The organism is Geodermatophilus sp. SYSU D00766 (assembly GCF_054049915.1).
Genome location: NZ_JBJGYI010000006.1, coordinates 55808 through 80115, shown reverse-complemented (window position 1 = coordinate 80115; position 24308 = coordinate 55808). Strand labels below are relative to the sequence as shown.

The following is a 24308-nucleotide window of genomic DNA, read 5'->3' as shown; positions in this document are numbered from 1 at the left end:
CTAGCCGGTCAGCGGCACGGGCAGGTCGTCGCGGTGCAGGACGACGAGGGTGCTCACCGCGCGGGTGAGCGCCACGTAGAGCCGGTTGAGCCCGCGCGGCTCGGCCGCCACGATCGCGGCCGGGTCGGTGACGACGACGGCGTCGAACTCCAGGCCCTTGGCCAGCGACGCCGGGACGACGGCGACGCGGTCGGCCGCCGCGCCGTCGTCGGAGAGCACCGCGGTGGGCAGCCCGGCGTCGGCCAGCAGCCGGGCCACCTCGGGCACCGCGGCGTCGGCGCAGACCACACCCACCGACCCCGGTGCCGCGGCCAGCCCGCCCACCACCTCGGCCAGCGGACCGGCGAGGTCGGCGACCGGCCGGACCTCCAGCGCGCCGGGGTCGCGGCGCACCGCGGTGGCCGGGCGCAGGCCCGGGGCGATGGCCGGCAGCAGCCGGTTGGCGTAGTCGAGCACCTCCCCCGGCACCCGGTAGCCGCGGGTCAGCGGCCGGACGGCGGTCTGCGGGCGGCCGAGGTCCGCGAGCGTCGGCGCCCACTCGGCCGGTGACCAGGGGCTGGTGGCCTGCGCGAGGTCGCCGAGCACGGTGAGCGACCCGGCGGCCAGCCGGCGGGCGATCGCCCGGCACTGCATCGGCGAGAGGTCCTGCGCCTCGTCGACGACGACGTGCCCGTAGCCGGCGGTGCGCTCGACGAGCCCGGCGGCCTCGTCGACGAGGACGGCGTCGGCGGCGGTCCAGGCGGTGGCGCGGACCGAGCGGGCCGGCGGGCGCAGCAGCAGCGCCTGCTCGCCGTCGCCGAGGACGCCGCGGGCGGCCCGGGCGAGGACGGCGGGGTCGGAGAGCAGCGCGGCGACCAGCGCGGCGGGGTCGCGGGCCGGCCAGACGGCGTCGCAGAAGGCGCGGACCTCGGCGCTGCGGGCGGCGCGGCGGGTCTCGGCGTCGGTCGGGCTGCCGCCGGACTCCTCCTTCTGCCGGCGGGCGTCCTCGGCCAGCAGCAGCGCCAGCCGCTCGCGCCCGGCGGCGTGGTGCAACCGCTGCTGGTCGTCGGCGACGCGGCCGCGGCGGCGCAGGTCGTCGACGTGGCGCTTGAGCCGCTCGACCGGCACCCGGTACCGGCGGCCGGCCAGCGGGACCAGGACGTCGTCGGCGGGCTTGGCGATCGCGCCCCACAGCGCCCGCTCGAGCACCTGCGCCATGCGGGCGTCACCCTTGAGGACGGCGACGCCGGGGGCGTCCAGCGCGCGGACGGGCACGTGCGCGGTGAGCTCGGCGACCGTCGTCTGGTCGACGTCGACCTCGCCGAGGGTGGGCAGCACCTGCTCGATGTAGCGCAGGAACGCCCGGTTCGGGCCGACGAGGAGGACGCCGGTGCGGGCCAGCTGACCGCCGTGCGTGTACAGCAGGTAGGCCGCGCGGTGCAGGCCGACGGCGGTCTTGCCGGTGCCGGGCGCCCCCTGCACGCACACCGACTCGGCCAGCGGGGCGCGCACGATCTCGTCCTGCTCGGGCTGGATGGTGGCCACGATGTCGCGCATGGGACCGCTGCGCGGGCGCTCGATCTCGGCCCGCAGCAGCGCGCCGTCGCCCTCCCGGCCGGCCGCGAGCAGCTCGTCCTCGTAACTGGTCAGCTCGCCGCCGGAGAACCCGAACCGGCGGCGGCGCACCAGGCCCTGCGGATCGGCGGCGGTGGCGCGGTAGAACGGCCGGCTCATCGGCGCGCGCCAGTCGATGACCACCGGCCGGCCGGCGGCGTCGCGGACGTGCCGGCGGCCGATGTGGAACGTCTCGCCGGCGCCGTCGGGTGCGCCGGTGTCGGTGCGGCCGAAGAACGCCGGCACGCCCGGGTCGGCGGCCAGGGCGCGCAGCCGCTCGGCGCGGGCGGCGCCGAGACGCTCGGAGGCCCAGGCGTCGACCCCGGCGTCGACGACGGCGCTCGCGGCGGCGCGCATCCCGGTCAGGCAGTCGGCGGCGAGGACCAGGTGGGCGCGCTCGGCGGCGAGGACGGGGTCGGAAGCGGGGTGCGCGGGAGGGCTCGTGTCGGTCGGTGGGGCGGACACGGTCGTTGGACGCTACGCCTCGCGGTGGCCCGCGTCACGCTCGTGACCCTGCGGTCCGATCCCCTCCCGGACGGTCACCGGGCTCGACGAGGTGGACCCGCACCGCCCGGAACTGCGCCGGGGTGGCCAGCAGGACCTCCTTCGTCGGCTCCCCGACCTCCAGTGCCGGCTCGCGGCGCAGCGCCGCCGGCCCGGCCAGCCGGGGGTCGGCGAGCACGGCGTCGACCATGGCCCGGTCGCCGCCGGTGAACAGCGCCTCGACGGCGGCGGCGTGCGGCAGCAGCACCCGGACGGCGGTCTCGACGGCGGCCGCCACGACCGCGTCGGCCTGGTTCGCCCGCCGGCGGGCGAAGCGCTGCTGGCTCCAGCCGCCGGCCGCGCTGCGCCCCTGCACCAGCCGCGTGTCGACCTTGGAGACGACGAGGTCGGCGCCGTCGAAGACGCCGGTCGCCCAGCGGCCGCGGCGCACGAGCAGGACGGCGGCGCGCCGGGGCTGCCGGGCCGCGGCGGTGAGCGAGGTCAGCAGCGCCGGCCCGGGCGTCCACGCGAACGGCGGGCGCAGGGTCAGCGTCGTGCCGTCGTCGCAGGTCACGGCCACGGCGCCGTCGTCGGTGCGGGTCACCTCGGCGAAGGCCCCGTGCCGGGCGGCGACGCCGTCCAGCCAGCGGCCGAGCCGCTCCGGGGCGACGCCGAGGACGCGGCCGCCGCCGGCCGCCGGCCGGGGGCGGGTCACCGGCTCAGCCGGTCACCTCACCGGCGAGGACCGGCTCGGCGATGTTCTCGGCGGGGACGTGCAGCAGCCGCTGGGCCGCGGCGACCACCAGCGCGGCCAGGCCGGCCGACACGGTCGCGACGAGGAACGCGGCGTTGGCGCCGACGGTGTCGACGATCTTCCCGGCGATCGACGTGCCGACGGCGACACCCAACCCCAGCGCGGTGCCGATCCAGGTGAAGGCCTCGGTGACGGCGGTCCGCGGCACGATGATCTCGGCGAGGGTGAACGAGCTGATCAGCGACGGCGACACCGCCACCCCGGCGACCACGACGAACGGGATCATCACCCAGATGTCGTCGACGAGGGTCAGCGGCACCGTGAGCGCGGCGAGCACCGCGAGGACGACCAGCAGCCGGTGCCGCAGCGGGTGGTGCCAGTGCACCGCCCCCCAGCCGATCCCGCTGATCATCGAGCCGACCGCGAGGCCGGCGATGAGCACCCCGGACAGGCCCATGGCGTCGACCTCGTCGGCGAAGGCGACCAGCGCGATCTCCAGCGTGCCGAGCACCGAGCCGACGGCGGCGCCGACGACGAACAGCACCCGCAGGCCCGGCGTGCGGATGGCCGAGGGTCCGCGGCGCGCCTCGTGGCCGTGCGGCGGCGGCTCGGTGCGGCCCTGTGCGGCGAACAGCAGCGCCCCGACGACGGCCAGCGTGAAGGCGGTGACCACGCCGGAGGTCGCGTGCCCGGTGGTGGACAGGAAGGTGACCAGCACCGGCCCGACGATGAACACCAGCTCGTCGACCACCGACTCCATGGCCAGGGCCGCCGGCAGCCGCTTCGTCCCCCGCAGCAGGTGGGTCCAGCGCACGCGGATCATCGAGGCGACCGGCGGGATGCACGCGCCGGCGACGCCCGCGGTGACGAACAGCGTCCAGCGCGGCCAGTCGTCCTTGACCGCGGCCAGGAACGCCGCGCCCGCGGCGGCGAAGACCGCGGTCACCGGGAGGAGCACGCGGCGCTGCCCGAAGGTGTCGGCCAGCCGCCCGAGCACCGGGCCGACGAGCGCGGTGGTGATCGCGCCGGCGGCCGCCACCGTGCCGCCGAGCCCGTAGGAGCCGGTCTCCGAGGCCACCAGCAGCACGCACCCCAGGCCCACCATCGACAGCGGGAGCCGCCCGACGAAGGCGGCGAGCACCATGGGCAGTGCGTGCGGCGTGCGCAGCACGTGAAGGTAGGGAGTGAGCAAGTGAGGGGGACCTGTCGTCAGGGGGACGCGGGTTCACCCCACGCTAACCGACGTCGGCACGGCGGGCAGGCGGTGGCTTGCGTTCCGTGTCCGGACGAACACGGGCTCCGCCCCGGACGACGCTGTCCGGTGCGGAGCCCGTGTGTGCACCCTCCCGGCCCGGGGACGGGGAGGGAGTCCTCGGACTAGGCGAGGCGGCTCTCGAGGATGGCGAGCTCGTCCCACATCGTGCTGGGCAGCTTGTCGCCGAACTTCTCGAACCACTCGGTGATCTGCGGGATCTCCGCGCGCCACTCGTCGCGGTCGACGGCGAGCGCCTTGCGCACCTGGTCACCGGTCAGCGCCAGGCCGGAGACGTCGAGCGAGTCCGGCGTCGGGACGTGCCCCACCGGCGTCTCCTCGGCGGCCGCGGTGCCCTCGATGCGCTCGACGACCCACTTGAGCACCCGGCTGTTCTCGCCGAAGCCCGGCCACAGGAAGCCGCCGTCCTCGTCGCGGCGGAACCAGTTCACGTAGAAGATCCTCGGCAGCTTGATCGCGTCGTGCGCCTTGCCGGTCTCGACCCAGTGCCGGAAGTAGTCGCCGGCGTTGTAGCCGATGAACGGCAGCATGGCGAAGGGGTCGCGGCGCACGACGCCGACGGCGCCGGTGGCCGCGGCCGTCGTCTCCGAGGACAGCGTGGCGCCCATGAAGACGCCGTGGTTCCAGTCCCGGGCCTCGGTGACCAGCGGGATGGTGGTCTTGCGGCGGCCGCCGAAGAGGATCGCCGAGATCGGCACGCCCCGCGGGTCGTCGTACTCGGGCGCGAGGATGGGGCACTGGGTGATCGGGGTGCAGAACCGCGAGTTGGGGTGCGACGAGGGCTCGTCGGACTCCGGCGTCCAGTCCTGCTTCTTCCAGCTGGTCAGGTGGGCCGGGGGCTCGTCGGTCATGCCCTCCCACCAGACGTCGCCGTCGTCGGTGAGCGCGACGTTGGTGAACACCGAGTTGCCCTTGTCGATGGTGCGCATCGCGTTGGGGTTGGTGTCCCAGCCGGTGCCGGGCGCGACGCCGAACAGGCCGTACTCGGGGTTGAGCGCGTAGAGCCGGCCGTCCTCGCCGAAGCGCATCCAGGCGATGTCGTCGCCGAGGGTCTCGACCCGCCAGCCGGGGATGGTCGGCTCGAGCATCGCCAGGTTGGTCTTGCCGCAGGCGCTGGGGAAGGCGGCGGCGATGTAGTACGTCTTCTGCTGCGGGCTGGTCAGCTTGAGGATCAGCATGTGCTCGGCGAGCCAGCCCTCGTCGCGGGCCATGACCGAGGCGATCCGCAGGGAGTAGCACTTCTTGCCCAGCAGGGCGTTGCCGCCGTAGCCCGAGCCGTAGGACCAGATGGCCCGCTCCTCGGGGAAGTGCACGATGTACTTCGTCTGGCTGCAGGGCCAGGGCACGTCCTCCTGGCCCGGCTCCAGCGGCGCGCCGAGAGAGTGCATGGCCGGCACGAACGGCCGGTCGGTGCCCATCGCCTCGAGGATCCGGCTGCCGATGCGGGCCATGACCCGCATGGAGACGACGACGTACTCCGAGTCGGTGAGCTCGACGCCGAACATCGGGTTCTCGGCCTCGACCGGGCCCATGCAGAACGGGATGACGTACATCGTCCGGCCGCGCATCGAGCCGCGGTACAGCTCGGTCATCACCGACTTCATCTCGTCGGGCGCCATCCAGTTGTTGGTGGGCCCCGCGTCGGCCTCGTCGACCGAGCAGATGAAGGTGCGGTCCTCGACGCGGGCGACGTCGCTGGGGTCGGAGGCGCACCAGAACGAGTTGGGCTTCCTCTCCAGCCGGGTGAACGTGCCGGCGTCGACCAGCCGCTGGGTCAGCCGCTCCCACTCCTCGTCACTGCCGTCGACCCACACGACCCGGTCCGGGGTGGTCAGCTCCGCCATCTCCTGCACCCAGGCGAGCAGCCGGGCGTGCGTGGTGGGGGCGTTCTCGAGACCGGGGGTGGCCACGGAAGTCACGGCGTCTCCATCCTGTGCGGCGCACGCCGGGTGGGAGGACACCGGCGCCGGTGTGCTGCGTCCCGGGCCGGCGGAACGGGTCCGGCCGTCCGGGTCGCGTCAGCGTACAAGCGGGGACACCTGCCTGTAACCGTGAGAGAGGTTACGTCTAGGACGTCTAGGTGACGGGCACCCCGCGACCCGGGACCGTGCAGGTCAGTGCGGCGTTGACGGCTCGACGTGACGAGCCTCACTCCCGGGACGACGGCGCCCGCGTACCGTCCGCGGGCCATGACCTCCCGTCCCGCCCTCCTCGCCGTCTCGGGGCTGCAGCTGGCCGCCGGGCTCGCCGGACAGGTCCTCGCGCTGCGCCGGCGGCACGCCTTCGAGATCCCGTTCGCCGCCGGGGACCCGGCCGCCGTGGGCCGGGAGTCGCTGTGGGCCGGCACCGCCCTCAGCGCGCCGGTGTGGATGCTCGGCCTGCAGGGCTGGGCCGTCGTCCGGCTGGCCGCGGGGGACGAGCGGGCCGCGCCGGTGCTGCGGCTGCTCGGGGCCGGCCTGGTGCCCGGCTACCTGCTGGAGCGGCTGGTGCGGCAGCGGCTGACCCCCGGCGGATCGCAGCCGCTGGAGACGGCGGTCGTCGCCGGCGGCCTGGGCCTGGCCGCCGCGATGGTCGCGCTCGCCCGGCGCCGCTGAGGATCGGCCCTGCGGGACGGGGTCAGCCCTCCGGGGCGCGCCCGTAGTCCGGCCCGGTCGCGGCGAGGAAGGCGTCCCAGTCCCCGGGCGCGGGGCGCCCGCCGGCCTCGGCGTCGAGCTTGTCGAGGTACCAGTGCCAGCCCAGGGCGAAGTCGACGACGTCGGTGCCGGCGGCGAAGACCTGCACGAAGTGCAGGGTGGTGCGGCCGCTCTCCACGGCGAGGGCGAGCTCGACCCGCCAGTCGGCCTGGTCGACCCACTCGACCACCAGCCGGCGCGGCGGGTCGCACTCGACGACGGTCACCGGCTCGCCGATCGGCTCGGCCTCGTGCGTCATCGTCAGCGTCCCGCGGCCGCCGGGTGCGCGCTCGCCGTCGTAGCGACCGAACCAGCGGGCCAGCCGGTCGGGCTCGGTGAGCGCCGCCCAGACGTCGTCGGGCCCCTCGGGCCAGGAGCGGCGGAACTCCAGCCGCAGGCGGCCGTCGGGGAGCTCGGTGACCACGCCGCTCCGGCCGGTCGGGGGGTCGGCGGGTGTCTCGGGCTGGGTCACGGCGGGTCTCCGTCCGTCGGGAGGTGGGCCCGGGCCCGGCGGCCGCGGGCGATCTCGGTGTCGAGGGCGTCGAGCCGCTGCGCCCAGAGGTCGCGGTAGGGGTTCAGCCAGTCGTCGAGCTCCCGCAGCGGGCGCGGGTCCAGCGCGTAGAGCCGCCGGCGCCCCTCGACCCGGCTGCGGACCAGGCCGGCCTCGCGCAGCACGCGCAGGTGCCGGCTGATCGCCGGGCGGCTGACCGCGAACCGGCCGGCCAGCTCTCCGGCGGGCAGTTCGCCGTCCCGCAGCAGCGCGAGGAGCCGCCGCCGGGTGGGGTCGGCGAGTGCCGCGAGCGCCTCCACTCAGGATGTGTAACACAGGTGTTACGGGTTCGGCCAGCGGTTGCCGCCGGGGCACGGCGGGCAGGGACGGCGCATGACCGTCACCGACCCCGACGTCCCGGACCCGCTGAACGACCCCCGGACGACGCAGGCCGATCCCGGCACCGTCGGCCAGGGGGCCGACCTCGCCTCCGCCGGCGACGATCCCGTGTCGGCCGGGCAGGACGAGCTCGGCGCCGACGACCCGGAGACGACGGCCGGGCGGACCGCGGCCGACGACGCCGGCGGCGGGGACGTCACCGGAGGGGCGTTCTCGAACGCACCGTGACGGACCGGCTCGTTTCACGCCGGAGGAGCGGGGAACCCGTCCGGACGTCCAGCCCCCGACGACGAGGAGGACCCGATGGCCACCGGTGAGACCGGCTTCGAGGACGTCACCTTCGACCTCATCTCCGTGCAGTACCACTCGCTCAAGGCCGGGCACGACTACGGCCAGTACGTCCGGGACGCCGAGAACGCCGGCCTGGACGACGTCGCCGCCTTCTTCCGCGAGGTCATGGAGCAGGACTCCGCGCGGGCGCGGCGCTGCCACGAGCTGCTCCGGAACATCTCCGGCACCGACCAGGGCGGCCCGGCGACGAAGTGAGACGGCGGAGGCCCCCCACCCGCGCGGGTGGGGGGCCTCCGTCGTGTCCGGCACCTCAGACGGCGCAGCTGTCGCCCTCGCAGCCCTCGGCGGCGGGGACGGTGGCCAGCGGGTGGGCGTCGGCCCAGGCCCGCTCGAGCAGCTGCAGCAGCAGGTCGGCCGGCTGCGCGCCGGCGGCGCCGTAGCGGCGGTCGACGACGAAGAACGGGACCCCGGTGGCGCCCAGGGCCTGCGCGGTGCGGGCGTCCTCGAGCACGGCGGGCCGGTACCGGTGGTCGGCCAGCGCGGCGCGGACCTCCGCCTCGTCCAGCCCCGTCTCGACGGCCAGCGCGGCCAGCGAGTCGACGTCGAAGACCGGGCGCGACTCCTCGAAGTAGGCGTGCAGCAGCCGCTCCTTGACCTCGCCCTGCAGCCCGCGCTCGGCGGCCAGGTGCAGCAGCTCGTGGGCGAGCAGCGTGTTGCCGCTGACGCCGTCGGCCAGGTGGTACTCCAGGCCCTCGCCGGCGGCGGTCTCCTCGACGTGCCGCATCATCGCCCGCATCTCCGCCACCGGGCGGCCGTACTTGGCGGCCAGCGCGGGCAGCGTCGGGTGGGTCTCGCCCTCGGGCACCGACGGGTCGAGCTGGAAGGACCGCCACACGACCTCGACGGAGTCGCGGTGCGGGAACCGCTCGAGCGCGGACTCCAGCCGGCGCTTGCCGATGTAGCACCACGGACAGACGACGTCGGACCAGACCTCGATGCGCACGGCCCGGTCAACCGCCCGCCCGCGGCCGTCATTCCGGGCGGTGGACCTCCGCCCGCGCGCGGCCGTCGCCCGGGGTCGGGTCGAGGAAGACGAACCGGACGCCCTCGTGCCGGGCCACCAGCCGGCGCTCGGCCTCGTCGGAGGCGCGCTCGATGTCGGCGACGGTCGCGGTGTCGGCGAAGTCGACCTTGGCCATGACGGCCAGCTGCCCGGGACCGATGACCGTGGTGAGCAGCACCGGGACGCCGTCGACCTGCGGCAGCCCGGCGATCTCCTGCCGCAGCTGGTCCTGCAGCGGGGCCGGGATCGACTGGCCGATGAGCAGGGAGACGTTGGCCCGGGCCAGTGCGCCGGCCACCACCAGCAGCAGCACGCCGATGAGCAGGGCGGCGATCCCGTCCCACACCGGGTCGCCGGTGACCTGCTCGAGGAACAGCCCCAGCGCGGCCAGCACCAGCCCGACGAGGGCGGCGCTGTCCTCGAAGGTGACGGCCTTGACGGTGGTGTCGGTGGTCTCGGCGAGGTAGCGCCGGGGCGTGGTCCCCCACCGGCGGGCGGCGCCGCGGACCTGCCGGACGGCCTTGAGCCAGGAGGCGCCCTCGAGGACGAAGGAGGCGGCGAGGACGACGTAGGCCACCGTGGGGGAGCCCTGCTCCTCGCCCTCGAGGATGGTCTCGACGCCCTGGTAGAAGGAGAACCCGGCGCCGAGGGTGAACGTCGCCAGGCAGGCCAGCAGCGCCCAGAAGTAGGTCTCCCGGCCGTAGCCGATGGGGTGGCGGGCGTCGGGCGCCTTCTCGCCACGCTTGAGCGCGACGAACAGCAGCACCTCGGTGATGGTGTCGGCGAGGGAGTGCGCGGCCTCGGACAGCATCGCCGAGGAGTGGCTGATCAGCCCGCCGACGAGCTTGGCGATCGCGATGCCGAGGTTGGCCAGCCCGGCGACGACGACGGTGCCGGTGGACTCGCCGCCGGCCTGCTCGGTGCCCGCCTGGGCCAGGGCGTGGTCGCGGGTGGGGACCGGCTCGCTCACGGTGCCTCCGGTGCCCCGCCGTTGCCTGGCACAACCACCGGGTGGGCGACGATCAGGTGACCTGATCCCCGGGCGTCCTCCCGCACGTCCCACGGTGAGGGAGGACGCCGCACGATCAGGTCACCTGATCATCGACGCCGCCCGCGGGTCAGCGGACGCCGACGAGGTCGACCACGAACACGAGGGTCGCGCCGGGCCGGATCACGCCCCCGGCACCGCGGTCGCCGTAGGCCTTGTGCGCGGGGATGGTCAGCCGCCGCCGGCCGCCGACCCGCATCCCCTGGATGCCCTCGTCCCAGCCCTGGATGACCATGCCGACGCCCAGGCGGAACTCCAGCGGGTCGCCGCGGTCCCAGGACGCGTCGAACTGCTCGCCGCCGTCGTGGGTGACCCCGACGTAGTGCGCGCTGACCAGGTCGCCGGCCTTCGCCTCGGGACCGTCGCCGACGGTGATGTCCTCGATCACCAGGTCGTCGGGCGCCGGGCCGGTCGGCGGCTCGACCTCGGGGCGGGTGGGCTGGGACATCGGTGCTCCTCGGGTCGGCGCCGGGCGGTCCCGCCCATCCAAACAGCGGCCCGGCCGGGACGCTCAGCGGCCCCGCGGCCGCGACGTCGGCCACCACGGCGGCGGCCGCGGCCCCGTCGTCGCGGTAGGTCGGGGCGACCGACCAGCCGGCGGCCGCGGCGGCACGGGCGGTCGCCGCCCCGATCCCCCCGGCTGCCACCGGTCACGAGCAGCACACCAGCGGGCACGGTCGGGGACCGTGCCGCGCGGGTGCGCGGCGCCGGTGGCCGTGCTGGGGTGGTCCGGTGACCCCCGAGCAGGCGCCGTGGTGGACCCGCGCCGTCGTCTACCAGGTCTACCCGCGTTCCTTCCAGGACTCCGACGGCGACGGCGTCGGCGACCTCGGCGGGATCCTGCAGCGCATAGACCACCTCGCCGACCTCGGCGTCGACGTCGTCTGGCTCTCGCCGGTCTACCGGTCACCGCAGGCCGACAACGGCTACGACATCAGCGACTACCAGGACGTCGACCCGGCGTTCGGCACGCTGGCCCAGCTCGACGAGCTGATCGCGGCGCTGCACGCCCGCGGCATCCGGCTGGTGATGGACCTGGTGGTCAACCACACCAGCGACGAGCACCCCTGGTTCGCCGAGAGCCGGTCGTCGACGGACTCCCCCAAGCGCGACTGGTACTGGTGGCGGCCGCCGCGGGAGGGGATGACGGCGGGGCAGCCCGGCGCCGAGCCGACCAACTGGCACTCGCACTTCTCCGGCTCGGCCTGGCAGTACGACGAGGCCAGCGGCGAGTACTACCTGCACCTGTTCGACCGCAAGCAGCCCGACCTCAACTGGGAGAACCCCGAGGTCCGGCAGGCGGTCTACGCGATGATGCGCTGGTGGCTCGACCGCGGGGTCGACGGCTTCCGCATGGACGTCATCAACATGATCAGCAAGGCGGTCGAGCCGGACGGGTCGCTGCCCGACGGGCCGCCGCTGCCCGGCCTGCCCTACGGCGACGGGACGCCGCACTTCTCCAACGGCCCGCGGATCCACGAGTACCTGCAGGAGATGCACCGCGAGGTCTTCGACGGCCGCCGGGAGTCGCTGCTGCTGGTCGGGGAGATGCCCGGCGTCACGCCGGAGCAGGCGCGGCTCTACACCGACCCCGCGCGGGCCGAGGTGGACATGGTCTTCCAGTTCGAGCACGTGCAGCTCGACCTCGACGGCGACAAGTGGCACCCGCGGCCGCTGCGGATGCGCGACCTCAAGGCCTCCCTCGGCCGCTGGCAGGCGGGGCTGGCCGACGTCGGCTGGAACTCCCTCTACTGGGACAACCACGACCAGCCGCGGGCGGTGTCCCGCTTCGGCGACGACTCGCCGCGGTTCCGTCGCGACTCGGCCACGTGCCTGGCCACGCTGCTGCACCTGCACCGCGGGACGCCCTACGTCTACCAGGGCGAGGAGATCGGGATGGCGAACTTCCCGTTCACCGACCTGGCGCAGTTCCGCGACGTCGAGTCGCTCAACCACCACGCGCAGGCCGTCGCGCACGGCGCCGACCCCGCTGAGGTGCTCGCCGCGATGCGCCGGATGAGCCGCGACAACGCGCGCACGCCGGTGCAGTGGGACGGCTCGCCGGACGCCGGGTTCACCACCGGCACGCCGTGGATCGCGGTCAACCCCGACCACGGCGAGTGGAACGTGGCGGCCCAGCGCGAGGACCCGGCGTCGGTGCTCGCCCACCACCGGCGCCTGATCGCCCTGCGGCACGAGGACCCGGTGGTGGCGCTCGGGGACTTCACGATGCTGCTGCCCGACCACGACCAGGTGTACGCGTTCACCCGCTGCCTCGAGGGGGACACGCTGCTCGTCGTCTGCAACCTCGGCGGCACCGCGCAGCCGCTGGCCGACCTGCTGCCCGAAGCGGTCGCCGCCGGGGTCGTCCTCGGGAACCTGCCCGAGGACGACCCCGCGGTGCTCAGGCCCTGGGAGGCCCGAGTCCTGCGCCTGCCGTAGGCAGTCCGTCTCGCTCCTCGGCCCCGTCCAGGGGCCCGCCCCGAGCCTGCGAGGGGTGGGGAGGACGGGGTCCTTCGTCTGCGCCTGCCGGCTCGCTGAGCGCCTCGTCCGGCCCGGGCTCCACCGGCTCGTCGGCGGGCACGTCGAGCGGGTGGGCCAGCTCGTCGACGTGCAGCCGCCAGGCCAGCACGGCGACGACGGCGAGCACCGGCGGCACCAGCCCGGCGAGCAGGAAGGTGCCGGTGAGCCCGACCAGGCCGCTGACCGGGCCGGCCAGCGCCATCGACAGCGGCATGAACGCCAGCGAGACGAAGAAGTCGAGGCTGGACACCCGGCCGAGCAGCGCGGGCGGGACCCGCCGCTGCAGCAGCGTGCCCCAGATGACCGTCGAGGCCTCGAACGCCGCCCCCAGCACCGCGGCCGCCGCGATCATCACCGCCAGCGACGACGTCCAGCCGAACACGACCAGCGGCACGCAGCCGACGCCCCAGAGCAGGTTCATCACCGTCAGGTAGCGCCGCGGCAGCCGGAACGAGGCGACGACGGCCGACCCGACCGCGCCGCCGATGCCGAACGCGGCCAGCACCCAGGCGTGCTCCGACGGCCCGCCTCCGGCCTGGTCGCGGACCGCAAAGGGCACCAGCACCTCGAAGGGGCCGATGAACACCAGCACCATCAGGGAGGCGAACAGCAGGGTGGCCAGCAGCCACGGCGTGCGGACCATGTAGGCCACGCCCTCCCGGACGTCGGCGAGCAGGCCCGCGCCGAGCTCCTCGCGGCGCACCGGCAGCGTGGGCAGCGCCGCCACGCACAGCGCCGCCGCGGCCGAGGTCAGCGAGGTCGCGAGCAGGGCGGCCCCGGGGGAGAACGCGCCGACCAGCAGGCCCCCGGCCGCGGGCCCGGCCGCCATCGCCAGCGCCGGGCGCACCACGCCCTCGAGGCCGTTGGCCGCGAGCAGGTCCCCCGGCGGCACCACACCGGGGACGAGCGCGGAGTAGGCCGGGTAGTACAGCCCCGTGGCCACGCCGCCGGCCAGCGAGGCGGCGGCCAGCGGCCCGAGCGCGAGCGTGCCGGTGAGCGAGAGGACGGCGACCAGTCCGGCCGCCGCCGTCTGCAGCAGCGCGACGCCGAGCAGGATGCGCCGCTGCGGCACCCGGTCGGCCAGCGCGCCGCCGAGCAGGGTGCTGGCCAGCATGCCGCCGGCCGACAGCGCGGTGGCCAGCGACAGCGCCCCCGGACCGCCGCCGAGGTCGACGACCTGCCACACCAGCGCCACGGTCCACAGCCCCTGGGCGAGCAGCGACAACGCCATCGAGGCGGCCAGCAGGCGGTAGGAGCGGTGCCGCAGGGGCGCGAGCGCGCGCGGCAGGCCGGCCATCTCGGTTCCTCCTCGGGGGGTGGCGCCGTCGGCGCCGTCGGGCCCCCATGCTCGCCGACGGGGCCGACAGGAGCAGCCGGTTATCGCCGAGAGCGCAGGAACGGTCGGCGGCTACAGTCCCGGCCCCGTGGGGGGACTGGTCGAGGCGGTGCTCCCGGCCCGCATGGGCACGCCGTTCCGCTGGCTGGTCGCCTCCTCGTGGGTGAGCAACCTCGGCGACGGGATCGCGCTGGCCGCCGGGCCGCTGCTGGTGGCCGGCCTCACCCAGGACCCGCTCCTGGTCGCGCTGGGCGCCCTGCTGCAGCAGCTGCCGTGGCTGCTGTTCGGCCTGCACGCCGGCGTCCTGGCCGACCGGGTCGACCGGCGCCGGCTGCTCGTCGGCGTCGACCTGGCCCGCGCCGGGGTGCTCGCCGTCCTCACCGTCGCGCTGGCCACCGGCGACGTCGGCCTGCCCGTCGTCCTGGGCACGCTGTTCGTGCTGGGCACCGCGGAGGTCTTCGCCGACACCACCGGCGGCACGCTGCTGCCGATGGTGGTGCCGCGGGCCGACCTCGGCACCGGCAACGCCCGGCTGATGGCCGGCACGCTGACGATGGACCAGTTCGCCGGCCCGGCCCTCGGCGGTCTGCTGTTCGCCGCCGGCACGGCCTGGCCGTTCCTGACCCAGGCGGTGTGCGTCGGGCTGGGCGCGGTGCTGGTCTCGCGGATGCGGCTGCCCGCGCGCCCGCCGGTGACGCGGCACCCGCCGGTGCGCCGGTCGATCGCCGAGGGGCTGCGCTGGACGTGGCACGACCCCGCCGTCCGCACGCTGACCCTCACGATCGTGCTGTTCAACGTCACGTGGGGTGCGGCCTGGTCGGTCCTCGTCCTCTACGCCGACCGGCGGCTCGGGCTCGGGGCGGCCGGCTACGGCCTGCTCACCACGGTCGGCGCGCTCGGCGGCATGGTGGGGACGGCGTGCTACGGCTGGCTGGAGCGGCACGTGCGGCTGGCCACGCTGATGCGGGTCGGGCTGACGCTGGAGACGCTCACCCACCTCGCGCTCGCCCTCACCACCACGGTCTGGGTGGCCCTGGCCGTGCTGTTCGTCTTCGGCGTGCACGCCTTCGTCTGGGGCACGACCTCGCGCACGGTCCGCATGCGGGCGGTGCCGATGGAGCTGCAGGGCCGGGTGGGCAGCCTCTACGCGATGGGCGTGTTCGGCGGCATCGTCGTCGGCCAGGCCGTCGGCGGGGTCGTGGCCCGCGTCTGGGGCGTGACCGGGCCGTTCTGGTTCGCCTTCGCCGGGTCGGCGGTGCTGCTGGCGGCGGTGTGGCGCGAGCTCGGGCACGTCGCGCACGCCGACGAGGTCGCCCTCGCCGCCGGCTGAGGTCCTCCGCCGCTCGTGCTCTGCACACACCTGTGTGCAGAGCACGAGCGAGCGCGGGACAGGTCGGTCACACGGTCGAGAAGACGATGCGGAACCCGCCGTCGACCGGCTCGACCTGCCAGAAGGTGTCCCCGGTGGCGCCGCCGACCGCCGGCGCGCCGAGGCCGGTCTCGGTGCGCCCGGCGCCGAACACCGACTCGTAGTGCGCCAGCACCTCCTCGCTGCCGAGGTCGGTGGCGTAGTTGGCGTACTCCTGCCCGCCGCCGGCCGTGCCGCCGGTCTCGCAGAGGGTCGACCCGTCCGGCGGCTCGGGGAAGTCGTCGGGCACGGACTCGACGTCGGCGATGTCGGCGCCGGCGACGGTCAGCGGGAAGGCCGCGGTGCACTCCTCGGGGACGTCGGCACCGAGCGCGGCGGCGCCGTCCCCGACCGCGGCGGCCGGCTCGTCGGTGTCGTCACCGCCGCAGGCGGACAGCAGCAGGGCGGCGCCGAGCAGGGCCCCGGTCAGGGCGCGGCGGGCGGTCGGGCGGGTGGCGGGCACGGTTCTCCTCGGGCGTGGTCGGCCCCGTGCGGCTGCCCGGAGCCGGCCCACCGCGCCGCCGTGGAGGCGGTCCGGCGGCGGGCCGGGCGGGAAGGTAGCCGAGCGTCGCCGTGCCGTCACCGGATCCGCGCGCGGCTCCCATCTCACAGACACTTCACACATCTCACACGGACCTGGTAGGAACGTCGCCGTGGCCGTCCCCGACCGACTCGACGTGACGCTGCGGCTGGTCCGCAACGCCGGCCGGGTGCCGCTCGCCGACCTCGCCGCGCGGCTGGGCGTCTCGGAGATGACCGTGCGCCGCGACCTCGACGCCCTGCAGGCCCGGGGGCTGGTCGAGCGGGTGCGCGGCGGGGCGGTCGCCGTCGCCGAGCCGGAGAGCGCGGCGGGCTTCACCGCCCGGGCCGGCTGGCAGGCCGGGCTCAAGGAGCGCATCGGCCGGGCCGCGGCCGCGCGGGTCGCGCCGGGCTCCACCGTGCTGCTCGACGCCGGGACGACGACGGTGCACGTCGCCCGCGCGCTGGCCGACCGCGCCGCCGCGGGCGAGGGCCCGTTCACCGCTGCTGTCGTGAGCCTGCCGGTGGCCGACGCGCTGGCCGACCGGCCCGGCGTCCGGCTGCTGGTGGTCGGCGGCGAGTCGCGCCCGGGCGAGCGCAGCCTGGCCGGCCCGCTGACCGCCGCGGTGCTGCGGCAGCTGACCGTCGACCTGTTCGTCATGTCGATCGGGGCGGTGAGCGCGCAGGCCGGCTGGTCGGAGTTCACCCTCGAGGACGCCGCCGTCAAGCAGGTGGGCCTGCAGCAGTCGCGCGCGGCCCTCGCCGTCGCCGACGCCTCCAAGCTCGGCGTGCGCGCGTTCGCCTCGGTCGCGCCGCTGGACGCCGTCGGCCGGCTGGTCACCGACGCCAGCGCCCGGGACCCGCAGCTCAGCCCCGCGGCGCAGGAGACCCTCGCCGCGCTCGACGACGCCGGCGTGGAGGTCGACTTCTCGTGACGCAGCCGCTGATGATCCTGGTCGCCGGCCCCTACCGCGGGGGCACCGGCGACGACCCGGAGAAGATCGCGGCCAACCACCGCGCCATCCAGCAGGCCTGCCTGGAGCTGTTCCGCGCCGGCCACCTCGCCGTCAACGGGGAGGACCTCGCGCTGCCGCTGGCCGAGCTGGCCGGCTCGACGCGGGTGGGCGACGCCGCCTTCGACGAGGTGTTCCACCCGATGGGCCGGCGGCTGGTGGCCCGGGTCGACGCGGTGCTGCGGCTGCCCGGCGCCTCGGCCGGGTCCGACGAGATGGTCGCGCTGGCCCGCGCCCGTGGTGCCGCGGTGTACCGCAGCCTCCACGAGGTGCCGGCGGTGACGCGGTGACCGGCGTCCTCGGGGTGGACCTGCCCGACGCGCGGGGGCGGACCGGCCTGGACCGCGCCGGCCGCGACCTCACCGGCAACCCCGACGTCGTCGTCCGCGACGTCGAGGTGCTCTCCAGCTCCTGGTACGTCAACCGGCGGACGACGTTCGACCGGCGCGGCCGCGACGGCGTGTGGCACACCGAGCGGCGCGAGACGCACGACCGCGGCAACGGCGCCACCGTGCTGCTCCACGACACCGCCCGCCGCACCGTGCTGCTCACCCGCCAGTTCCGGTTCCCGGCCTACGTCAACGGCTCCCCCGACGGGATGCTGGTGGAGACCGCCGCCGGGCTGCTCGACGAGCAGGACGCCGAGGCCGCGGTCCGCCGGGAGGCCGCCGAGGAGCTCGGCGTCGCCGTCGGGCCGCTGACCCGGCTGCCCGACGTGTGGATGAGCCCGGGGTCGGTGACCGAGCGGCTGGCCTTCTTCGCCGGCCCGTACACCCCCGCCGACCGGGTGTCGGCCGGGGGCGGGCTCGCCGAGGAGGGCGAGGACATCGAGGTGCTCGAGCTGCCGTTCGACGAGGCCCTGGCCATGGCCGGCGACGGCCGGATCGCCGACGCCAAGACCGTCCTGCTGCTGCAGTGGGCGGCGCTGCGGGGGCCGTTCTCGGGCTAGCGGGCCCCGCGCTCGCGGGCCAGGGCGACGTAGTGCTCGACCAGCGACGCGTCGTCGACGGCCCCGGGGTTGACCGCCTTCTCCGGCGCCACGCCCTGGAACAGCCGCTTGAGCGGCACCTCCAGCCGCTTGCCGGTGCGGGTGTGCGGGACGCCGGGCGCCACCAGGATCTCGTCAGGCACGTGCCGCGGGCTGGCCGAGGTGCGGATGGCGGCGCGGATGCGGTCGGTGAGGTCGTCGGTGAGCTCCGCGCCGGGGGCCAGCTGCACGAACAGCGGCATCCAGTAGCCGCCGTCGCGCTGCTCGACGCCGAGGACGACGCAGTCGGCGATCTCCGGGAATGCCTCGACGGCGGCGTAGATGTCGGCGGTGCCCATGCGCACGCCGCCGCGGTTGAGCGTGGAGTCCGAGCGGCCGGTGATCAGGCAGGTGCCGCGCTCGGTGACCTCCATCCAGTCGCCGTGCCGCCACACGCCCGGCCACGGCTCGAAGTAGGCCTCGCGGTAGCGGCTGCCGGCCGGGCCCGGAGGGGTGTCGTTCCAGAAGTACAGCGGCATCGACGGCATCGGCTCGGTGACCACCAGCTCGCCGAGCTCGCCGACGACCGGCCGGCCGTCCTCGTCCCACGCCGCCGCGGCGACGCCGAGCATCGGCCGCTGCAGCTCCCCGGCGGTCACCGGCAGCAGCAGGGTGCTGCCGATGAACCCGGTGGCGACGTCGGTGCCGCCCGACACCGAGCCGAGGAAGACGTGACCGCCCACCGCGTCGTAGACCCAGTGGAACGCCGACTCGGGCAGGGGTGAGCCGGTGGACCCGATCGTGCGCAGCGCCGACAGGTCGTGGTCCTCCCCCGGGCGGATGCCGGCCTTCTCGCAGGCGACCAGGTAGCCGGCGCTGGTGCCCAGGTAGGTCAGGCCGGTGCGGGCGGCGAGGGCGAACTGCGCGTCGACCGCCGGGTACGCGGGGGCGCCGTCGTGGACGACCACGGTGGCGCCGCGCAGCAGCGCCGAGGTGGCGATGTTCCACATGATCCAGGCCGTGGAGGCGTACCAGTAGAAGCGGTCGCCGGGGCCGACGTCGCCGTGCAGGCCCAGCTGCTTGTGCTGCTCGAGGACGACACCGCCGTGCCCGTGCACGATCCCCTTGGGCAGCCCGGTGGTGCCCGAGGAGTAGACGATCCACAGCGGGGCGTCGAACGGCAGCGCCTCGAACTCGGGCTCCTGCGCGTCGGCGACGGCGTCGGCCCAGGCCAGCGCGCCGTCGGGCAGCTCGTCGGGGAACAGCCGGGGGACGGCGACCGTCGTCGTCACCGTGGGCAGCGCGGCCCGGAGCTCGGCGACGACGTCGCGCCGGTCGTGGGCCCGGCCGTTGAAGCGGTACCCGTCGACGGCGACCAACACGGTGGGCTCGATCTGGGCGAACCGGTCGAGGACGGCGCGGGTGCCGAAGTCCGGCGCGCAGGAGGACCACACGGCGCCGATCGACGCCGCGCCCAGGAACGCGACGACCGCCTCGGGGACGTTGGGCAGGTACCCCGCGACGCGGTCGCCGCGCCGCACGCCCAGCCGGCGCAGCGTGGCGGCGAACGCGCCGACCTGCCCGCGCAGGTCGGCCCAGGAGACCTCCACCGGGTCGGCGTCCTCGGCCACCGCGATGAGCGCGGGGTGCTCGTCCGTGGCGTGGCGCAGGGCCTGCTCCGCGTAGTTGACGGTGGCGTCGGGGAACCAGACGGCGCCGGGCATCCGCCGGTCGGTCAGCACCCGGTCGTCGGGGACGCCGGGCAGCACGCCCGACCAGGCGGCGACGTCGGCCCAGAACTGGTCGAGGTGCTCCACCGACCAGCGCCAGATCGAGTCGTAGTCGGTCGGGTCGAGGTCGAGCCCGCGCCGGGCGGCCGCGTCGCGGGCGAACCCGGCCAGCCGGGTCGCGTCGCGGGACTCCCGCGTCGGCTGCCAGAGGACGGCCGGGCCGGTCGGGCCGGTCGGGCCGGTCGGGCCGGTCAGGCCGGTCGGGCCGGTCGAGGGGCCGGTCGCGCCGGGAGTGTCGACGGTCACGCCCGGACTCTGCCACCGGGGACCGCCCATCGGGCGACCGGGGCGGGCAGCGGTCGACCCGGCGGTCACGGTCGGTCAGGACGGCTCCGCCCATCGGGTGACTGCCGTTTCGCGGTGACCGTCCGTTCCAATCTGGATGCCGAGAGTCACCGTGTCGGAGGGGGGTGCGATGGCCGGGGGAACGACGGGCCGTCGCGCCCGCCTGCGCCGGTGGAGCGGCCGCGCCCTGCTGCTGGCCGGCCTCGGGGCCGGGGCGTGGCTGGGCGGTCAGGTCCCGGCCTCGGCCGACGAGGCGCCGCCCGTTCCCGTGCTCGCTCCGGCCGGTGACCTGGTGGGGCACGTCGCCGCACCCGTCGGCGAGGCGCTGAGCCCGGTCCTCGAGCCGGTGCTGCCACCGGTGACCGAGGCGGTCTCCCCGGCCGCGACGCCGGCGGTGGCGCCGCTGACGGACGCCGTCGCGCCGGTCACCGCCGCACTCGAGCCGGTGCTGGCCCCCGCGGCGCAGACCCTGGCCCCGGTCACCGACGCGCTGACCCCCGTCACCGACGCGCTGGCCCCGGTGACCGACGTGCTCGTGCCCGTCACCGACGTGCTCGCCCCGGTGGACGACGTCGTCGAGCCGGTGACCGGTGTGCTGCCGCCCGTCCCGGGTCCGGCCGCCGGCCCCGTGGTGGCCGACCCCGTGGTGGCCGACCCCGTGGTGGCCGACCCCGTGGTGGCCGACCCCGCGTCGCTGCAGGCGCCCGCCGTCGTCCCGCCGTCCGCCGCCGGTGCGGTGGACGCCCCCGTTCCGGCGGCCCCGGGTGCCGTGACCCCGGACCCGGGGTCGCCGGACGCCACGGCGACGGCCGGCCCGGTCGCCGCGCCGTCCGCTCCCGCCGTCGTCCCCGCGCCGCCGCTGCCGGTCGCGCCGGTCGCCCCGCTGCCGCCGGCCGTGCCGGTCGGGCCGGCGCCGGCGGGCACGGCGGCGTCCGGGGCCGGTGCCGACCGCGACCAGCCCGCCGCCGACCTGGCGGCGACCGCCCCCGCCGCGCTGCTCGCGGCGGCCGGCGCGGTGTCCGCCGGTGCCCGCGACGCCGCGGCCGCCGACCCGGTCGACCCCGACACCTCCCCCGACTGAGTGCTGCGCCGCCGGCCCGCGGGCCGGCCGAGCGCACGACCCCCGCCGTCCCGTCCGGGACCGGGGTCCCAGCACCCAGTCGAGGAGACCTCCCGTGAACACCTCCAGGACCACGTGGGCCACCCGTGCCCTGCGCGTGGCGCTGCTGACCGGCGGCCTGCTGGCCGTCGGCACCGGCGTCGCCGCCGCGTCCGACGACCTGACCGACGATCTCGACGCCACCGTGCCGGTCACCGTCACCGACAACTCCCTCGGCGTCCTCACCGACGCCCCCGCCGACGCCGGGCTCGAGCTGCCCGCCGTCACCGCCGACCTCACCGTCGACCTCGGCCCCGCCGCCGTCTCGGTGCCCGTGACGATCGGCGGCAACGACGTCGCGGTCGCCGACGGTGGGGTCCACCAGGAACCGGCCGCTCCCGCGCCCGCTCCCACCCCGGCTCCCGCGCCGGCCGACGTCGCCGTCCCGGTCACCGTGTCGGGCAACGCCGTCGGCGTGCTCGGTGACGCGGAGGCCTCCGGCACCACCCCGGCGGCGCCGGCTGGTGCGGTCACCGTGCCGGTGACCGTGTGCGGGGTCGGCGCCGGCGTGCTCGGCGACGCCTCGGCGGAGTGCACCCCGTCCGCGAGCGGTGCGGACGGCGGGGACGGCGCCCTCGTCGACGTGCCCGTCACCGTCTGCGGTGTGGGCGTGGGCGTGCTCGGCGACGCCGCCGGGGACTGCCCCCCGCCCGCCGGCGCCCCCGGCAGCGGGGACGGCGCCCTCGTCGACGTGCCCGTGACCGTCTGCGGTGTGGGCGTGGGCGTGCTGGGCGACGCGTCGGCCGACTGCGCGCCGTCGAGCGGAACGACTCCCCCGGCCGGCCCGACTCCCCCGGCCGGTCCGCAGGAGCCGGCGCACCCGGCCGGCCCGCAGCACCCGGGGACCCAGCCCGGCAGCCGGCCGGGCGACGGGACCGCCGACGGCCCGGGATCCGTCCGGCCGGCCGCCTGGGACGGCGCGTCCACCGGCCTGTGGACGCGCCCGTGGTCCGCGTCCTGGACCGGCCCGTGGTCGGGGTCCTGGACCGGCTCCGCGGCGACCTCGGGGTCCGGCGCGTGGGCCGGCCCCGCGGCCGGTCCGGGGACCGCGACGGCCGGCGGGCACGGTTCCTCCGGTGGGCAGCTGGCCTCCACCGGCGCGGACGTGCGCCGCGCCCTGGGAGCGGGACTGCTGGTCCTGCTGCTGGGTGAGGTCCTGCTGCTGGCGGCACGGCGCCGGGACGGCACCGCCTGAGCCCGGTGCGGGCCCGGCCGGCACCACCGGCCGGGCCCGCGCACGCGGCACGGCGCCGCCGCTCTGCCACGATCCGGGCATGACCGAGCCGGAGACCGAGCGCAACGTGCTGGGCGGCGCGCTGGAGCCCTGCGGCACCGAGCCGCTGACCGGCTTCTTCCGCGACGGCGCCTGCCGCACCGGGCCGGAGGACGTCGGCAGCCACACCGTCTGCGCCGTGGTGTCCCAGGAGTTCCTCACGATGCAGCGCGAGCTCGGCAACGACCTCACCACGCCGCGGCCGGAGTACGGCTTCCCCGGACTGCGCCCGGGCGACCGCTGGTGCGTCGTCGCCGTGCGGTGGCTGCAGGCCTACCGCGCCGGGGCGGCGGCCGGCGTCGTGCTCGCGGCCACCAACGAGCGGGCGCTGGAGGTGGTCCCGCTGACGGCGCTGCGCCAGCACGCCGTCGACGTCCCCGACGACATCAGCGACCTGGAATGAGCCCGGCCTCCCGCGCGCTGGTGCCGGTGACCGTCCCCGCCCGCGAGGAGTGCCCGTGACCGACCTGCTCGACCTGCCCGTCGCCACCCTGCGGGGCGAGGACACCACCCTCGGCGAGCTCACCGGCCGTCGTCCGGCGCTGCTGGTCAACGTGGCCAGCCGGTGCGGGCTGACCCCGCAGTACACCCGGCTCGAGGAGCTGCAGCGCGAGTACGGCCCGCGCGGGTTCACCGTCGTCGGGGTGCCCTGCAACCAGTTCGCCGGGCAGGAGCCGGGCACCGCCGAGGAGATCGCCGGGTTCTGCTCGGCCACCTACGGCGTCAGCTTCCCGATGACCGAGAAGGTCGAGGTCAACGGCGAGGGCGCGCACCCGGTGTACCAGCGGCTGACGACGGCGCCCGACGCCGGTGGCGAGGCCGGCCCGGTGCAGTGGAACTTCGAGAAGTTCCTGGTCGACGGCGACGGCGCGGTCGTGGCGCGGTTCCGCCCCCAGACCGACCCGGGCTCGCCCGAGGTCCGCACCGCCATCGAGGCCCTCCTGCCCGCCTGACGGAGTTCCTCCACCGCGCTCCCGGCACGCCGTTGCCCGCTCTCCTCGTGCTCTGCCCGCGCTGCAGGACCGGCACGGCGCGAGGAACGCCGGCAGTGCGGGCCCCGGCGCCGCTCTCGGTGGGCTGAGGCGCGGCGGCGGGGGCAGCATGGAGCCGTGGCCGACCTGCACTTCTACTTCGACCCCGTCTGCCCGTTCGCCTGGCTGACCAGCAGGTGGGTCCGCCTGGTCGCCGCGCAGCGCGACTACGACGTCGACTGGCGGCTGATCTCGCTGCGGCTGCTCAACGCGCACGTCGACTACGACTCGCACTTCCCGCCCGAGTACGAGGCGGGCCACACCGCGGGGCTGCGGCTGCTGCGGGTGTGCGCGCAGACGCGCGAGCAGCACGGGCGCGCGGCGGTCGGCGTCCTCTACGAGCACCTCGGGCAGCGGGTGTTCGAGACCGAGCCCGACCGTCCCGGCACCGCGGCCGAGCGTGGCACGGCGGCCTACCTCGAGCCGGTGCTGGAGCGGGCCGGCCTGCCGCGCGAGCTGACGGCGGCGCTCGACGACGACCGCTGGGACGGCGTGCTGCAGGCCGAGACCGACGAGGCGCTGTCGCTGACCGGCCGCGACGTCGGCACGCCGATCCTGCACTTCGAGCCACCGGACGGCGTCGCGTTCTTCGGCCCCGTGATCAGCCGGGTGCCCGCCGAGGACCGCGCCGCGGAGCTGTGGGACCACGTGGTGGGCCTGGCCCGCTTCCCCGGCTTCGCCGAGCTCAAGCGCAGCCTGCGCGAGCGGCCGCAGCTGCCCGCGGCGGGCGTCGCGCCCGGCCAGGTCGGGGTGGAGGAGGAGTGGCGTGCCGGCAGCCGCCGGCTGGACGGGTGAGCACACCACCCGGCCGCGGACTAAGGTGAGCCTCACCTAGCCCCTGCCGTCCGGAGCTCGCCGGTGCCCGTCCCCAGTGCCACCCGCCCGTCCCCGGCGACCCCGGGGACCGCGGGGACCTCCGGGCGGACGGCTCGCGCGGC

The 24308-nt window shown here is 76.2% G+C and carries 25 protein-coding genes; 13 read left to right on the top strand and 12 right to left on the bottom strand.

What is annotated here, in order from left to right; translation table 11 throughout:
* The 4 genes from ACI8AD_RS07590 to ACI8AD_RS07575 form a co-directional block, all read right to left on the bottom strand.
* Positions 1–2058 carry a HelD family protein gene (locus tag ACI8AD_RS07590; protein WP_456869923.1) on the bottom strand — a complete coding sequence of 686 codons (2058 nt, stop codon included), beginning with the start codon at positions 2056–2058 and terminating at the stop codon, positions 1–3.
* Positions 2059–2092: 34 nt separating this feature from the next.
* The gene (locus ACI8AD_RS07585) at positions 2093–2791 is read right to left on the bottom strand and encodes an acVLRF1 family peptidyl-tRNA hydrolase (RefSeq protein WP_456869922.1); all 699 of its coding nucleotides are present in this window, start codon (positions 2789–2791) and stop codon (positions 2093–2095) included.
* 4 nt (positions 2792–2795) lie between these two features.
* Entirely contained in the window at positions 2796–4001 is a 1206-nt protein-coding gene (locus ACI8AD_RS07580; protein WP_456869921.1) for an MFS transporter, read from the bottom strand.
* A 206-nt stretch (positions 4002–4207) separates the two neighbouring features.
* On the bottom strand, positions 4208–6022 hold the full coding sequence (locus ACI8AD_RS07575; RefSeq protein ID WP_456869920.1) for a phosphoenolpyruvate carboxykinase (GTP): 1815 nt from the start codon (positions 6020–6022) through the stop codon (positions 4208–4210).
* A gap of 270 nt (positions 6023–6292) precedes the next feature.
* Here ACI8AD_RS07575 and ACI8AD_RS07570 point away from each other — a divergent pair, with 270 nt between their 5' ends.
* Positions 6293–6697: a hypothetical protein gene (locus ACI8AD_RS07570; RefSeq protein WP_456869919.1), complete on the top strand. Its 405-nt coding sequence runs from the start codon at positions 6293–6295 to the stop codon at positions 6695–6697.
* A 22-nt stretch (positions 6698–6719) separates the two neighbouring features.
* Here the strand turns inward: ACI8AD_RS07570 and ACI8AD_RS07565 are convergent, their stop codons facing one another.
* Together ACI8AD_RS07565 and ACI8AD_RS07560 are read right to left on the bottom strand one after the other, a co-directional pair.
* Positions 6720–7247, bottom strand: coding sequence for an SRPBCC domain-containing protein (locus ACI8AD_RS07565; protein WP_456869918.1), 528 nt, complete (start codon positions 7245–7247; stop codon positions 6720–6722).
* Complete coding sequence (locus ACI8AD_RS07560) at positions 7244–7585, bottom strand: ArsR/SmtB family transcription factor (protein WP_456869917.1); 342 nt, start codon at positions 7583–7585, stop codon at positions 7244–7246. Before ACI8AD_RS07560 ends, ACI8AD_RS07565 begins: the two co-directional genes overlap by 4 nt.
* 73 nt (positions 7586–7658) lie before the next feature.
* Between ACI8AD_RS07560 and ACI8AD_RS07555 the strand changes: the two genes are divergently transcribed.
* Together ACI8AD_RS07555 and ACI8AD_RS07550 are read left to right on the top strand one after the other, a co-directional pair.
* Positions 7659–7892: a hypothetical protein gene (locus tag ACI8AD_RS07555; protein WP_456869916.1), complete on the top strand. Its 234-nt coding sequence runs from the start codon at positions 7659–7661 to the stop codon at positions 7890–7892.
* A 75-nt stretch (positions 7893–7967) separates the two neighbouring features.
* Positions 7968–8210, top strand: coding sequence for an acyl carrier protein (locus ACI8AD_RS07550; protein WP_089402767.1), 243 nt, complete (start codon positions 7968–7970; stop codon positions 8208–8210).
* A gap of 55 nt (positions 8211–8265) precedes the next feature.
* Here the strand turns inward: ACI8AD_RS07550 and ACI8AD_RS07545 are convergent, their stop codons facing one another.
* From ACI8AD_RS07545 to ACI8AD_RS07535, 3 genes are all read right to left on the bottom strand, one after another.
* Positions 8266–8958 (bottom strand): DsbA family oxidoreductase, encoded by a 693-nt coding sequence (locus tag ACI8AD_RS07545; protein WP_456869915.1) that lies wholly within the window; start codon positions 8956–8958, stop codon positions 8266–8268.
* A gap of 28 nt (positions 8959–8986) precedes the next feature.
* Complete coding sequence (locus tag ACI8AD_RS07540) at positions 8987–9988, bottom strand: cation diffusion facilitator family transporter (RefSeq protein WP_456869914.1); 1002 nt, start codon at positions 9986–9988, stop codon at positions 8987–8989.
* A 148-nt stretch (positions 9989–10136) separates the two neighbouring features.
* The gene (locus tag ACI8AD_RS07535; RefSeq protein ID WP_456869913.1) at positions 10137–10514 is read right to left on the bottom strand and encodes an FKBP-type peptidyl-prolyl cis-trans isomerase; all 378 of its coding nucleotides are present in this window, start codon (positions 10512–10514) and stop codon (positions 10137–10139) included.
* Positions 10515–10798: 284 nt separating this feature from the next.
* Between ACI8AD_RS07535 and ACI8AD_RS07530 the strand changes: the two genes are divergently transcribed.
* Complete coding sequence (locus tag ACI8AD_RS07530; protein WP_456869912.1) at positions 10799–12508, top strand: glycoside hydrolase family 13 protein; 1710 nt, start codon at positions 10799–10801, stop codon at positions 12506–12508.
* On the opposite strand, the gene ACI8AD_RS07525 is transcribed toward ACI8AD_RS07530, so the two are convergent.
* A complete protein-coding gene (locus ACI8AD_RS07525; protein WP_456869911.1) occupies positions 12471–13886 on the bottom strand; it encodes an MFS transporter in 1416 nt (471 codons plus the stop codon). The two genes, ACI8AD_RS07530 and ACI8AD_RS07525, sit on opposite strands and share 38 nt — an antisense overlap.
* A gap of 127 nt (positions 13887–14013) precedes the next feature.
* On the opposite strand from ACI8AD_RS07525, the gene ACI8AD_RS07520 reads away from it, so the two are divergent.
* The gene (locus ACI8AD_RS07520; RefSeq protein ID WP_456869910.1) at positions 14014–15255 is read left to right on the top strand and encodes an MFS transporter; all 1242 of its coding nucleotides are present in this window, start codon (positions 14014–14016) and stop codon (positions 15253–15255) included.
* Positions 15256–15322: 67 nt separating this feature from the next.
* Here the strand turns inward: ACI8AD_RS07520 and ACI8AD_RS07515 are convergent, their stop codons facing one another.
* A complete protein-coding gene (locus ACI8AD_RS07515) occupies positions 15323–15796 on the bottom strand; it encodes a hypothetical protein (protein WP_456869909.1) in 474 nt (157 codons plus the stop codon).
* A gap of 190 nt (positions 15797–15986) precedes the next feature.
* On the opposite strand from ACI8AD_RS07515, the gene ACI8AD_RS07510 reads away from it, so the two are divergent.
* Genes ACI8AD_RS07510 through ACI8AD_RS07500 form a run of 3 tightly spaced genes read left to right on the top strand, consistent with a single transcriptional unit; the run spans position 15987 to position 17814 of the window.
* Complete coding sequence (locus tag ACI8AD_RS07510; protein ID WP_456869908.1) at positions 15987–16787, top strand: DeoR/GlpR family DNA-binding transcription regulator; 801 nt, start codon at positions 15987–15989, stop codon at positions 16785–16787.
* Positions 16784–17155 carry a DUF4406 domain-containing protein gene (locus ACI8AD_RS07505; protein ID WP_456869907.1) on the top strand — a complete coding sequence of 124 codons (372 nt, stop codon included), beginning with the start codon at positions 16784–16786 and terminating at the stop codon, positions 17153–17155. Before ACI8AD_RS07510 ends, ACI8AD_RS07505 begins: the two co-directional genes overlap by 4 nt.
* Positions 17152–17814: an NUDIX domain-containing protein gene (locus ACI8AD_RS07500; protein ID WP_456869906.1), complete on the top strand. Its 663-nt coding sequence runs from the start codon at positions 17152–17154 to the stop codon at positions 17812–17814. The genes ACI8AD_RS07505 and ACI8AD_RS07500 overlap by 4 nt, the downstream gene beginning before the upstream one ends.
* Here ACI8AD_RS07500 and ACI8AD_RS07495 read toward each other — a convergent pair.
* Positions 17811–19868: an acetoacetate--CoA ligase gene (locus ACI8AD_RS07495; RefSeq protein ID WP_456869905.1), complete on the bottom strand. Its 2058-nt coding sequence runs from the start codon at positions 19866–19868 to the stop codon at positions 17811–17813. The two genes, ACI8AD_RS07500 and ACI8AD_RS07495, sit on opposite strands and share 4 nt — an antisense overlap.
* Before the next feature lie 169 nt (positions 19869–20037).
* Here ACI8AD_RS07495 and ACI8AD_RS07490 point away from each other — a divergent pair, with 169 nt between their 5' ends.
* From ACI8AD_RS07490 to ACI8AD_RS07470, 5 genes are all read left to right on the top strand, one after another.
* The gene (locus ACI8AD_RS07490; RefSeq protein ID WP_456869904.1) at positions 20038–20988 is read left to right on the top strand and encodes a hypothetical protein; all 951 of its coding nucleotides are present in this window, start codon (positions 20038–20040) and stop codon (positions 20986–20988) included.
* 94 nt (positions 20989–21082) lie between these two features.
* Entirely contained in the window at positions 21083–22261 is a 1179-nt protein-coding gene (locus ACI8AD_RS07485; RefSeq protein ID WP_456869903.1) for a hypothetical protein, read from the top strand.
* 79 nt (positions 22262–22340) lie between these two features.
* Positions 22341–22742 (top strand): DUF2237 family protein, encoded by a 402-nt coding sequence (locus ACI8AD_RS07480; RefSeq protein ID WP_456869902.1) that lies wholly within the window; start codon positions 22341–22343, stop codon positions 22740–22742.
* A 55-nt stretch (positions 22743–22797) separates the two neighbouring features.
* Complete coding sequence (locus ACI8AD_RS07475; protein WP_456869901.1) at positions 22798–23292, top strand: glutathione peroxidase; 495 nt, start codon at positions 22798–22800, stop codon at positions 23290–23292.
* 156 nt (positions 23293–23448) lie between these two features.
* Positions 23449–24165, top strand: coding sequence for a mycothiol-dependent nitroreductase Rv2466c family protein (locus tag ACI8AD_RS07470; RefSeq protein WP_456869900.1), 717 nt, complete (start codon positions 23449–23451; stop codon positions 24163–24165).
* Positions 24166–24308 lie beyond the last annotated feature (143 nt).

What these genes read in the sequence shown, in the direction of transcription:
- ACI8AD_RS07535 (WP_456869913.1), bottom strand. Translation starts at nt 10,514, where the DNA reads ATGTCCCAGCCCACCCGCCCCGAGGTCGAGCCGCCGACCGGCCCGGCG.
- ACI8AD_RS07525 (WP_456869911.1), bottom strand. Translation starts at nt 13,886, where the DNA reads ATGGCCGGCCTGCCGCGCGCGCTCGCGCCCCTGCGGCACCGCTCCTAC.
- ACI8AD_RS07480 (WP_456869902.1), top strand. Translation starts at nt 22,341, where the DNA reads ATGACCGAGCCGGAGACCGAGCGCAACGTGCTGGGCGGCGCGCTGGAG.
- ACI8AD_RS07555 (WP_456869916.1), top strand. Translation starts at nt 7,659, where the DNA reads ATGACCGTCACCGACCCCGACGTCCCGGACCCGCTGAACGACCCCCGG.
- ACI8AD_RS07490 (WP_456869904.1), top strand. Translation starts at nt 20,038, where the DNA reads ATGGCCGGGGGAACGACGGGCCGTCGCGCCCGCCTGCGCCGGTGGAGC.
- ACI8AD_RS07570 (WP_456869919.1), top strand. Translation starts at nt 6,293, where the DNA reads ATGACCTCCCGTCCCGCCCTCCTCGCCGTCTCGGGGCTGCAGCTGGCC.
- ACI8AD_RS07550 (WP_089402767.1), top strand. Translation starts at nt 7,968, where the DNA reads ATGGCCACCGGTGAGACCGGCTTCGAGGACGTCACCTTCGACCTCATC.